Raw genomic sequence first — 11,933 nt, 5'->3', positions numbered from 1 at the left:
TCCGGTGTGTCCAGTCGACTGAATGCCGCAACGGACATCTCCTAGGCCACCTTTCTGCAATCGTGAGTAGCCATGCTCGACAAACAGACGCACCTCAAACAGCTTGAGGCGGAAAGCATCCACATCATCCGTGAAGTGGCCGCCGAGTTCGACAATCCGGTCATGCTGTATTCAATCGGCAAGGATTCGGCCGTGATGCTGCACCTGGCCCGCAAGGCCTTCTTTCCCGGCAAGCTGCCGTTCCCGGTACTCCACGTGGACACCGGCTGGAAATTCCAGGCCATGTACGAATTCCGCGATCGCATGGTCGCCGACATGGGCCTCGATCTGCTGGTGCACAAGAATCCGGAAGGGGTCGCCCAGGGCATCAATCCCTTCACCCATGGCAGTGCCAAGCACACCGACATCATGAAGACCCAGGGCCTCAAGCAGGCGCTGGACAAGTACGGTTTCGACGCCGCCTTCGGCGGTGCCCGTCGCGACGAGGAGAAGTCCCGCGCCAAGGAGCGCGTCTACTCCTTCCGTGACAGCAAGCACCGCTGGGATCCCAAGAACCAGCGTCCCGAGTTGTGGAACATCTACAACGGCAAGACCAACAAGGGCGAGTCGATTCGTGTCTTCCCGTTGTCGAACTGGACCGAGCTGGACATCTGGCAGTACATCTATCTCGAAGGCATCCCGATCGTGCCGCTGTACTTCGCCGCCGAGCGCGAGGTGATCGAGAAGAACGGCACCCTGCTCATGATCGACGACGACCGTATCCTCGAGCACCTCTCGCCCGAGGAAAAGGCCCGCATCCACAAGCGCCAGGTGCGCTTCCGTACCCTTGGCTGCTACCCCCTGACCGGTGCGGTGGAGTCCCAGGCGACCACGCTGACGGACATCATCCAGGAGATGCTGCTCACCCGCACCTCCGAACGCCAGGGCCGGGTCATCGACCACGATGGCGCCGGGTCGATGGAAGAGAAGAAACGTCAGGGGTATTTCTAAGATGTCGCACCAATCCGATCTGATCGGCCAGGACATCCTGGCCTACCTCGCACAGCACGAGCGCAAGGAGCTGCTGCGCTTCCTCACCTGCGGCAACGTCGACGACGGCAAGAGCACCCTGATCGGACGCCTGCTGCACGATTCCAAGATGATCTACGAGGATCACCTGGAGGCCATCACCCGCGATTCCAAGAAGGTCGGCACCACCGGCGAAGAGGTCGATCTGGCGCTGCTGGTGGACGGCCTGCAGGCCGAGCGCGAGCAGGGCATCACCATCGACGTGGCCTACCGCTACTTCTCCACCGCCAAGCGCAAGTTCATCATCGCCGATACCCCCGGCCATGAGCAGTACACCCGCAACATGGCCACCGGGGCCTCCACCTGCGACCTGGCGATCATCCTGGTCGACGCCCGTCACGGCATCCAGACCCAGACCCGCCGGCACAGCTACATCGCTTCGCTGCTGGGCATCAAGCACATCGTGGTCGCCATCAACAAGATGGACCTGCTGGGCTTCGACGAGGCGGTGTTCGAGCGCATCAAGGACGACTACCTGGCCTTCGCCCAGCGCATCGACCTCAACGCCAAGGACATCCACTTCGTCCCCATGTCGGCGCTCAAGGGCGACAACGTGGTGAATCGCAGCGAGCAGACGCCCTGGTACAGCGGCAAGCCGCTGATGGAAATCCTCGAGACCGTGGAGATCGCCGCCGATCGCAACCTCGACGATCTGCGCTTCCCGGTGCAGTACGTCAACCGACCCAATCTCAACTTCCGCGGCTTCGCCGGGACCCTGGCTTCGGGCGTGGTCACCAAGGGTGATGCCGTGGTGGTCCTGCCGTCGGGCAAGGGCAGTCGCATCAAGTCCATCGTCACCTACGAAGGCGAGCTGGAGCAGGCCGGACCCGGCCAGGCGGTGACCCTGACCATGGAAGACGAGATCGACATCTCCCGGGGCGACGTCCTGGTGCATGCCGACAACCGTCCCCAGGTCACCGACAGCTTCGAGGCCATGCTGGTGTGGATGGCCGAGGAACCCATGCGGCCCGGCAAGAAGTACGACATCAAGCGCGCCACCAGCTACGTGCCCGGCTCGCTGCCGAGCATCGTGCACACGGTGGACGTCAACACCCTGGAACGTGGCGCCGCCAGCGAGCTCAAGCTCAACGAGATCGCCCGGGTCAAGGTGGCTCTCGATGCGTCCATCGCCCTGGATGGCTATGGCGTCAACCGCACCACCGGCGCCTTCATCGTCATCGATCGCCTGACCAATGGCACCGTCGGGGCCGGCATGATCATCGCCGACCCGGTGGGCCGGGGTGGCCATGGTCAGGGCGCGCACCAGCTGCACGTCGGCAATGGCGAGCGGGCCGCGCGTTTCGGTCAGCAGCCCAGCACCGTGCTCTTCACCGGTATCTCCGGCGCCGGAAAGACCACCCTGGCCTATGCCCTGGAGCGTCGCCTGTTCGATGCCGGTCGTGCGGTCTTCGTGCTGGACGGTCAGAATCTGCGCCACGACCTGAACAAGGGGCTGCCCCAGGATCGCGCCGGGCGTCGCGAGAACTGGTTGCGTGCCGCCCAGGTGGCCCGCCAGTTCAACGAGGCGGGTCTGATCGCCCTGGCGGCCTTTGTCGCGCCGGATGCCGAGGGCCGTGCCCAGGCCCAGGCGCTGATCGGTGCCGAGCGTCTGCTGACCGTACACGTCAAGGCGTCGCCCAAGGCCTGCGCCGAGCGCGATCCCCAGGGGCTCTACGCCGCCGGTGGCGACAACATCCCGGGTATCTCCTTCGCCTACGATGCCCCGGAAGATGCCGATCTGGTGATCGACACCGAGCAGCTGTCGGTGGAGGAGGGGGTCCAGCAGATCCTCGACGTCCTGCGTCGGCGCCAGGTGGTCTAGGGCGTTCAGCCAAGAAAAAACCCGCCTCTCGGCGGGTTTTTTCTTGGGCCCTTACCAGCGCGGGGGCGGGCCGTAGTAGTAGGCGCCGGGCGGCGGGCCGTAGTACACCGGGCGGGGTTCCACCACCCGATATTCGTAGACCGGTGCCGGCTCGTAGTAGACCACGCGCGGCGGCGGAGGCGGTGGGGGGCCTTCGACATAGACCGGCTCGCGGGCGTAGGAATGGGAGACGATGGCTCCGCCGACCACGGCGCCCACTACGGCACCGAGAAGGGCCGGACCGGGACCACGACCGTGGGCGGACGCCTGACCGGCGATGGCGAGGCAACCGGCAAGCACCACGACTTGAGTGATGCGACGTAGCATGATCTTTCTCCTGCGACCCGGGGAAATGAAACCGGGTATGTCTATCAGACCGCAACGGTGGCCAGTCGCCTAGATCGCCTCGGGTAAAGTTTGGGTAAAACCAAATCCGGGGACATCAGTCCCAACAACTCGAGGTCGACGTGTCCCCACTCCCGCGGGATGCATCTCCTGTATCTGGCACCGCGAACGGTGCCCTGACCACGAGACCACCGTGCAGATTCTCTATACCGCTCTGATCCTCTTGCTGATGGTGGGTGCCACCCGACTCAGCGCCCATCTGATTCCCATCCCGCTGCCGCTGATCCAGGTGGTGGTCGGCGCCTTGCTCGCCTGGCCCACCCTGGGACTGCACGTGGCCCTGGACCCGGAACTCTTCCTACTGCTGTTCATCCCGGCGCTGCTGTTCTCCGATGGCTGGCGCATGCCCAAGCGGGAATTCTGGCGGCTGCGCCGACCGATCTTCGTCCTGGCCTTCGGCCTGGTCTTCCTCACGGTGCTGGGTGCCGGCTGGTTCCTGCACTGGATGCTGCACCTGCCCTGGGCGGTGGCCTTCGCCCTGGCGGCGGTGCTGTCGCCCACCGATGCCGTGGCGGTGTCCAGCATCGTCCGTGGCCGACTGCCCAGCGCCCTGCTGCACGTGATCCAGGGCGAGGCCCTGCTCAACGACGCCTCGGGTCTGGTGACCTTCAAGTTCGCCGTGGCGGCGGCCCTGACCGGCGCCTTTTCGCTGAGTCAGGCCAGCCTGGAATTCGTCATCGTCGCGGTGGGCGGCGTGCTGGTCGGCGGGGTGCTGAGCTGGCTGGTCGGGCGGGCGCGCGCCTGGATGGTGGTGAAGCGCGGCTGGAGCGACGCCGCGCCCCATGTGGTCTTCATGCTGTTGCTGCCCTTCGCCGCCTATGTGCTGGCGGAGCGACTGGGGGTTTCCGGCATCCTGTCCGCCGTGGCCGCCGGGATGATGCAGAGCCGGGTCGACATGCTGCCCCGGCAGACCGCCACCCGGTTGCTCAACCACAGCGTCTGGGGACTGGTGGAATTCGCCTTCAACGGCCTGGTGTTCCTGATCCTGGGGCTGCAACTGCCGGACATCCTGGCGGCCGCGCTGCCAGCCTCCCAGGCGCTATGGCCGGCCGCGGGCTGGCTGACGCTCTATGTGCTGGGTGCCTATGGGGTGATCATGGCCATCCGTTTCGGGGTCATCCTCGGCTATTGGCACCTGACCCAGCCTGGCAGCGGACCCATGACCATCGCGGGCGATCCGCGCCTGATCGCCGCCATCGCCTCCCTCAGCGGGGTGCGCGGCGCCGTGACCCTGGCCGGTGTGCTGTCGCTGCCGCTGCTGCTCTCGGATGGCACGCCCTTTCCCCTGCGTGACGTCCTGGTGTTCATCGCCGCCGGGGTGATCCTGCTGTCACTGGTGGTGGCGAGCATCGGTATTCCGCTGCTGCTGGCGCGGCTGCCGGAGCAATCCAACGACCTGCTGGAGCGGGAGCGCTGCGAGGTGCGGATCAACGCCGCCCGCGCCGCCATCACGGCGCTGGAGGACGTGGAATCCAGCGATGGCGACGAGCCGGCGCGGGCGGCGCTGCAGGCTGAGATCAAGGCCGGCATCATCGCCGAATTCCGTGACGAGCTGAGTTCCGCCGATGACAGCGAGGATGCCCGCTCCCTGGCGCGTCTGCGGGATACCCTGGATGGCGAGCTGCGCCTGCTCGCCATCCGTGCCCAGCGCCGTGAACTCTATCGGCTGCGTATCGCCGGCGTGATCGATGACCTGGTGGTCACCGAATTCCTGCGCGAGCTCGATATCCAGGAGACCGCGCTGATGCGCGATCAGGGTAACCGCTAGCCCTGACAGAAGCGGCGGATGCGCTCTGCCGCTTCCACGCATTCGGCCAGAGGGGCGACCAGGGCCATGCGGATCCGTCCGGCACCCGGATTGACGCCCGCGACTTCCCGCGACAGGTAGGAACCCGGCACCACGGTCACGTGTTCGCGGGCGAACAGATCGCGGGCGAAGGCTTCGTCATCGCCCGGCGTCCGGGCCCAGAGATAGAAACCGCCGTCCGGCAGTGACACCTCCAGGCTGCCCTGCAGGATGTCCAGCACGGCGGCGAACTTCTGCCGATAGAGTTCGCGGTTCTCGCGGACATGGGCCTCGTCCCGCCAGGCCACGGCGCTGGCCTTCTGCACCTGCACCGGCATGGCGCAGCCGTGGTAGGTGCGATAGAGCAGGAAGCGCTTGAGGATGGCGGCATCGCCGGCGACGAAGCCGGATCTCATGCCCGGCAGGTTGGAGCGCTTGGACAGGCTGTGGAAGACCACGCAACGGGCGAAGTCGCTGCGACCCAGTTCGGCGCAGGCGGTCAGTAGGCCGGGCGGCGGACTCGCTTCGTCGAAATAGAGTTCGCTGTAGCATTCGTCGGCGGCGATCACGAAGTCGTGGCGATCGGCCAGGGCGATGAGCTTTTTCAGCGTGGCCACTGGCAGCAGGGCGCCGGTGGGATTGCCGGGCGAACAGAGGAACAGCAACTGGCAGCGCTGCCAGACTTCATCCGGCACGCTGTCGAAATCGGGATTGAAACCCTTGTCCGCCAGGCACGGCAGGTAGTGCGGCTCGGCGCCGGCCAGCAGGGCCGCGCCTTCGTAGATCTGGTAGAAGGGGTTGGGGCTCAGCACCAGGCCGGCCTGGCTGCGATCCACCACCGCCTGGGTAAAGGAAAACAGCGCCTCCCGGGTGCCGGTCACCGGCAGCACATGACGCGCCGGATCCAGCCAGCCTGCCGGTACGCCAAAGCGCTGGCCAGCCCAGCTGGCGATGGCCTCGCGGAGCTCGGCGATGCCGAGGGTGGTCGGATAGACCGCCAGCTGATCCAGATTCGCCGTCAGCGCCTCGGCGACGAAGGCGGGGGACGGATGCTTGGGCTCGCCGATCGACAGCGGAATCGGCTTGAGCGCCGCCGGCGGGGTCACGCCAGCGAGGAGGGCGCGCAGCTTCTCGAACGGGTAGGGCTGCAGCAGGTCGAGGGTGGGATTCATCGTCGGGTGGTCCTTCGTTCGAGGCGTTAGATCAGGGAGCTAGATACTGATGCGGCTGAGTGGCGTCTGGCTGTCCGGCTCGCCCAGCTGCTTGATCAGGGCTTGCTGCAAGGCGCTGCACAGACCGGGATCCGCCAGCGGACGGCCAGCGGCGTCGGTGACGTAGAAGACGTCTTCCACGCGCTCACCGAGGGTGGCGATCTTGGCGTTGAGCACGGACAGGTCGAAGTCGAGGAAGATGCGGCCCACCCGTGCCAGCAGACCGGGGCGATCCGGTGCCGTCAGCTCGATCAGGCTCGCCGAGCGCGTGGTGTCGGTATAGATGTTAACCTGGGGCGAGAAGGCGAAATGCTTGAGCTGACGGGTCACGCGCCGGTTGATGATGCTCGGGTATTCCTCGGGATGCTTGAGCGCCTCGATCAGACCGCCGCGGATCTGGGCGATGCGGGCGGGATTGTTGCCGATCGAGCCCCCGTCGGTATCCAGCACGATGTAGGTGTCCAGGGTGAACTGGCTGGTGGAGGTGATGATGCGCGCGTCCTGAATGTTCAGGTTGAGCTGGTCCATCACCGCCACGGTCACCGCGAAGAAGTCGTGCTGGTCGGCGGCATAGATGAAGATCTGGGTGCCGCCTTCGGAGTCACGCTGGGTGGTCTCGCGGATCAGCACCAGGGGCTCGGCGGTATCGCCGTGGCCGAGAATGGCCTCGGTGTGCCAGGCGACATCCAGCGCGGTATGCCGCAGGAAATAGGTGTCACCCAGCTGCGACCACAGCTGCTCGGCGTCATCGGCATCGATGCCGCGACGCATCAGGGTGTCGAGGGCCGATTGCTGGGTGCTGCGGATCTGCTCTTCGCGATTGACCGGATTCTCCAGGCCGCGACGCAGGGCGCGCTTGGTCTCGGTGTACAGCTGCCGCAGCAGGGTGGCGCGCCAGGAATTCCACAGCGACGGATTGGTCGCGGTGATGTCGGCCACGGTGAGGACGTACAGGTAGTCGAGATGGGTGTGGTCGCCCACCGTCAGGGCGAAATCGTGGATCACCTGGGGGTCGGAGAGATCCTTGCGCTGGGCGGTGGTGGACATCGCCAGGTGGTTGCGCACCAGCCAGCTGACCAGGCGCGTGTCCCACTCCGGCAGCTGGTGACGGCGACCGAAGGCTTCCACGTCTTCCGCCCCCAGTTCCGAGTGATCGCCGCCACGGCCCTTGGCAATGTCGTGGTAGAGACCGGCGATGTAGATCAGCTCCGGCTTGGGCAGCTTGTGGATTACCCGCGTCGCCAGCGGATACTTTTCCGCCAGGACGTCATAGCTCATCTTGCGCAGGTGCTTGATGAGATTGAGGGTGTGGGCGTCCACCGTATAGATGTGGAAGAGGTCGTGCTGCATCTGGCCGACGATCTGGCCAAATTCGGGCAGGTAGAGCCCCAGCAGTCCGTAGCGATTCATCCGCCGCAGATTGCGATGGATGCCGGATTCGCTCTTGAGCAGTTCGATGAACAGGCTGGTGTTGCGAATGTCCTGGCGGAAGGCGTCGTCGATCAGGTGGCGGCTGTCGCGCAACAGGCGGATGGTGCCGGCGCTGGGCCCCTTGATCGCCGGATTCTGCGCCAGCAGCACGAACAGCTCCATCAGGGCGAAAGGGGTGCGCAGGAACACCTGCGGATGCACCACCTCCAGATAGCCGTTGCGGATCTGGAATCTGTTGTTGAGTGGTGTCACCGCGGCGGGCACCTGCTCGTCGCGCAGGTTCACTTCCTCGAAGTGCTGCATCACCACGTCGCTGAGCTGGGAGACGTCCATCACCACCCGGTAGTACTTCTGCATGAAGCGCTCGACCGCCAGCTTGGCATCGTTGTCTTCGTAGCCGAGCAGGTTGGCGATGCGCCGCTGGTGGTCGAACAGCAGGCGATCCTCCGGGCGACCGGCCAGCATGTGCAGGGCGTAGCGGACCTTCCACAGGTATTCCTGGGCCGAGGTCAGCAGACTGCACTCGCTCTCGGTAAGAAAGCCCTGGCCCACCAGGGCTTGCAGATTGAGGGTGCCGAATTGCCGCCGGGCGATCCACAGCAGCGTCTGGATGTCGCGCAGGCCGCCGGGGGAACCCTTGACGTTGGGTTCCAGGTTGTACTCGGTGTCGTTGTACTTGGCGTGTCGGGCGCTCTGCTCGGCACGCTTGGCCAGGTAGAAGGCCCGTCCCGGCCAGAGATGCTCGACGCTGGTGGCCGCCAGCATCGCCTGGCGCAGGTGCTCGGGGCCGGCGAGGGTACGGCTTTCCATCAGGTTGGTTATCACCGTCAGGTCGGCCAGTGCCTCGGTGGTGCACTCGCGCAGGGATCTGACGCTCTGCCCCACGGCCAGGCCCACGTCCCACAGCAGGGTCAGGAAGCCTTCGATGGAATCGCGGAAGCGCTCTTGTTCCTCTTCGGCGAGCAGGATGAGCAGGTCGATGTCCGAGTGCGGATGCAGTTCGCCACGGCCATAGCCGCCCACCGCGAGCAGGGCGATGTCGTCGTCCGGCCAGCTGAAGCGACTCCAGGCCGCGATCAGCATCTGGTCGATGAACCAGGCACGGTCCTCGACCAGCCGGCGCACGCTGCGCCCGGCCAGGAAGCGGGCATCGAGGGTGGCGTTCGCAGCCCGGATGAATTTCTTAAAGGCCGCGATGGGGCTGGCTTTCAGCGAAAGCTCAGCCTGGAACTGGCCGGCGTCGAACAACTCCGAATCGACCTGGGGCATGGGCGCTCACTCACGCAGAAACGCGGGGAAAGGTTTCGTCCTTTCTGAGGGTCAGGATCTCGTAACCCTGTTCGGTGACCAGCACCGTGTGCTCCCACTGCGCGGACAGCTTGCGGTCCTTGGTGATGGCGGTCCAGCCATCGCCCAGCAGACGGGTCTCGTAGCGGCCCTGGTTGATCATTGGCTCGATGGTGAAGATCATCCCGGCCTGCAGCTCGAGGCCCGTGCCGGCGCGACCGTAGTGCACCACCTGCGGCTCTTCGTGGAAGCCCTTGCCGATGCCGTGGCCGCAGTATTCGCGAACCACCGAGAAGCCGTTCTTCTCGGCATGCTTCTGGATGACCTCGCCGATATCGCCCAGGCGCGCCCCGGGGCGGACCAGATCGATGCCCTTGTAGAGGCATTCCTGGGTGATCTGGCAGAGGCGCTCGGCCCACTCGGGCACGTCGCCCACCAGGTACATCTTGCTGGTGTCGCCGTGGTAGCCGTCTTTGATCACGGTGATGTCCACGTTCATGATGTCGCCGCTCTTAAGTGGCTTGTCATTGGGGATGCCGTGGCAGACCACGTGGTTCAGCGAGGTGCAGATGGATTTGGGATAGCCCTTGTAGTTCAGCGGGGCGGGGATGGCCTGCTGCACGTTGACGATATAGTCGTGGGCCAGTCGATCCAGTTCTTCGGTGGTGATGCCGGGACGCACGTGCTCGTCCAGCATTTCGAGCACCTCGGCGGCCAGTTGGCCGGCGATGCGCATCTTGGCGATGTCTTCAGGGGTCTTGAGGATGACGGTCATCGGAAATCTCTAGGTATCACGCCGGGTGTCAGCTTTCGATCCGCTATTCTATCAGAGCCGGCGCCCGCACTGTGGCCGCCGGCGCGGCCCCGGATCTCCGGTATCCGGCAATCGCCGCTGGTGGTATCCGACAAGGCGTGATATAAAGTCGCGCGCTTTTTCGGGGCTCCGCCCTTTAGCGCTCCTAACCCCACACACGCATCGACACGATGACCTGGGTGCTTCCCGATGGGAAGTTGGTCATTGGGATGCGTGGAGGCCCAACCCGACTACGAGGAACATCTAAATGTCTCAAGTCTCCATGCGTGACATGCTGAAAGCCGGCGTGCATTTCGGCCACCAAACCCGTTACTGGAACCCGAAGATGGGCAAGTACATCTTCGGCGCGCGCAACAAGATCCACATCATCAACCTCGAAAAGACCCTGCCGATGTTCAACGAGGCCCTGACCTTCGTTGAGCGCCTGGCTTCCGGCAAGAACAAGATCCTGTTCGTCGGCACCAAGCGTTCCGCCGGCAAGATCGTTCGCGAAGAAGCCGCTCGTTGCGGTCAGCCCTTCGTCGACCATCGCTGGTTGGGCGGCATGCTCACCAACTACAAGACCATCCGTGCCTCGATCAAGCGTCTGCGCGATCTGGAAGTCCAGTCCCAGGACGGTACTTTCGACAAGCTGACCAAGAAAGAAGCCCTGATGCGCACCCGCGACCTCGAGAAGCTCGAGCGCAGCCTGGGTGGTATCAAGGACATGGGCGGTCTGCCGGATGCCCTGTTCGTCGTCGACGTCGACCACGAGCGCATCGCCATCACCGAAGCCAACAAGCTGGGTATTCCGGTCATCGGCGTAGTCGATACCAACAGCAGCCCGGAAGGCGTTGACTACGTCATCCCCGGCAACGACGACGCCTTCCGCGCCGTTCAGCTGTACCTGAGCAGCGTTGCCGATGCCGTGATCCGTGGCGGCAACAACGGCGGTGCCAACGAGCAATTCGTCGAAGAAACCGCTGCCGAAGCCGTCGAGGGCTGAGCAGGTCGACCCTAGGGTCGAGCGGTTCGACGTGCGAGAAGGGGGCCTAGCCCCCTTTTTGCCTACTGGCGTTTCATTGGCTCCGTCTCCGTGCGGAGTGACCTCGAAACCGATTCAAGAGGATTTCAAACATGGCAGAAATCACTGCAGCCCTGGTCAAAGAACTGCGCGAGCGCACCGGCCAAGGCATGATGGATTGCAAGAAGGCCCTGGCCGCTGCCGGTGGCGACATCGAGAAAGCCATCGACGACATGCGTGCCGCTGGCGCCATCAAGGCCGCCAAGAAAGCCGGTAACGTGGCCGCAGAAGGCTCCATCGCGGTCAAGGTCGCTGACGACCACAAGGCTGCCGTCATCATCGAAGTCAACTCCCAGACCGATTTCCTGGCTCTGCAGGACGACTTCAAGGGCTTCGTCGCCGCCAGCCTGGACAAGGCCTTCGCCGAGAAGATGAGCGACGCCGCTCCGCTGATCGCCGCCCAGGAAGGTGCCCGTGAAGCGCTGGTCGCCAAGTGCGGCGAAAACGTCAACATCCGTCGTCTGACCCGTGTCGAAGGCGATGTCGTTGGCGCCTACCTCCACGGTCACCGCATCGGTGTGGTCGTTACCCTGCAGGGTGGCACCGCCGAGCTGGCCAAGGAAATCGCCATGCACGTCGCGGCGAGCAACCCCCAGTTCCTGAATCCCTCCCAGGTTTCCGAAGAAGCTGTCGCCAAGGAAAAGGAAATCTTCCTGGCGCTGAACGCCGACAAGATCGCCGGCAAGCCGGAAAACATCGTGGAGAACATGGTCAAGGGTCGTATCAACAAGTTCCTGGCCGAAGCCAGTCTGGTTGAGCAGCCCTTCATCAAGGATCCGGAAGTCAAGGTCGGTGAACTGGCCAAGAAAGCCGGCGCCGAAATCGTCTCCTTCGTGCGTTACGAAGTGGGCGAGGGCATCGAGAAGGCCGAAGTCGACTTCGCTGCCGAAGTGGCTGCCCAGCTGGCTGCCAGCAAGCAGTAAGCCCGGCGTCTGCCGTTGATCAGGAGGCCGCCCGCTTCGAGCGCGCGGCCTCTTTGTCAAATTGGAAGGCAGGTCTGATTTCTG

Annotated in this window: 9 protein-coding genes; 5 read left to right on the top strand and 4 right to left on the bottom strand. The window is 64.5% G+C overall.

The window, feature by feature from the left end:
- Positions 1 to 72 precede the first annotated feature (72 nt).
- A complete protein-coding gene (cysD, locus tag CFE50_RS09020; protein ID WP_007159501.1) occupies positions 73 to 990 on the top strand; it encodes a sulfate adenylyltransferase subunit CysD in 918 nt (305 codons plus the stop codon).
- A 1-nt stretch (position 991) separates the two neighbouring features.
- Positions 992 to 2,890, top strand: coding sequence for a sulfate adenylyltransferase subunit CysN (gene cysN / locus CFE50_RS09015; protein WP_241809588.1), 1,899 nt, complete (start codon positions 992 to 994; stop codon positions 2,888 to 2,890).
- Between the two features lie 51 nt (positions 2,891 to 2,941).
- Here the strand turns inward: cysN and CFE50_RS09010 are convergent, their stop codons facing one another.
- Positions 2,942 to 3,256, bottom strand: coding sequence for a hypothetical protein (locus tag CFE50_RS09010; RefSeq protein WP_241809589.1), 315 nt, complete (start codon positions 3,254 to 3,256; stop codon positions 2,942 to 2,944).
- A gap of 211 nt (positions 3,257 to 3,467) precedes the next feature.
- Here CFE50_RS09010 and CFE50_RS09005 point away from each other — a divergent pair, with 211 nt between their 5' ends.
- Positions 3,468 to 5,102: a Na+/H+ antiporter gene (locus CFE50_RS09005; protein WP_286732865.1), complete on the top strand. Its 1,635-nt coding sequence runs from the start codon at positions 3,468 to 3,470 to the stop codon at positions 5,100 to 5,102.
- On the opposite strand, the gene dapC is transcribed toward CFE50_RS09005, so the two are convergent.
- The 3 genes from dapC to map are packed head-to-tail and all read right to left on the bottom strand — an operon-like array spanning position 5,099 to position 9,824.
- The gene (dapC, locus tag CFE50_RS09000) at positions 5,099 to 6,292 is read right to left on the bottom strand and encodes a succinyldiaminopimelate transaminase (protein ID WP_074583790.1); all 1,194 of its coding nucleotides are present in this window, start codon (positions 6,290 to 6,292) and stop codon (positions 5,099 to 5,101) included. The genes CFE50_RS09005 and dapC overlap by 4 nt on opposite strands.
- A 39-nt stretch (positions 6,293 to 6,331) precedes the next feature.
- The gene (locus CFE50_RS08995; RefSeq protein ID WP_286732862.1) at positions 6,332 to 9,031 is read right to left on the bottom strand and encodes a [protein-PII] uridylyltransferase; all 2,700 of its coding nucleotides are present in this window, start codon (positions 9,029 to 9,031) and stop codon (positions 6,332 to 6,334) included.
- 10 nt (positions 9,032 to 9,041) lie between these two features.
- A complete protein-coding gene (gene map / locus CFE50_RS08990) occupies positions 9,042 to 9,824 on the bottom strand; it encodes a type I methionyl aminopeptidase (protein WP_007159495.1) in 783 nt (260 codons plus the stop codon).
- A 286-nt stretch (positions 9,825 to 10,110) separates the two neighbouring features.
- Here map and rpsB point away from each other — a divergent pair, with 286 nt between their 5' ends.
- On the top strand, positions 10,111 to 10,848 hold the full coding sequence (gene rpsB / locus CFE50_RS08985; protein WP_007159494.1) for a 30S ribosomal protein S2: 738 nt from the start codon (positions 10,111 to 10,113) through the stop codon (positions 10,846 to 10,848).
- A gap of 131 nt (positions 10,849 to 10,979) precedes the next feature.
- Entirely contained in the window at positions 10,980 to 11,849 is an 870-nt protein-coding gene (gene tsf, locus CFE50_RS08980) for a translation elongation factor Ts (RefSeq protein ID WP_286732858.1), read from the top strand.
- Positions 11,850 to 11,933 lie beyond the last annotated feature (84 nt).

Source organism: Pseudomonas sp. PGPPP4 (genome assembly GCF_002256045.1).
Classification (GTDB): Bacteria; Pseudomonadota; Gammaproteobacteria; order Pseudomonadales; family Pseudomonadaceae; genus Chryseomonas; species Chryseomonas oryzihabitans.
This window is presented reverse-complemented; position numbering and strand designations above follow the sequence as displayed.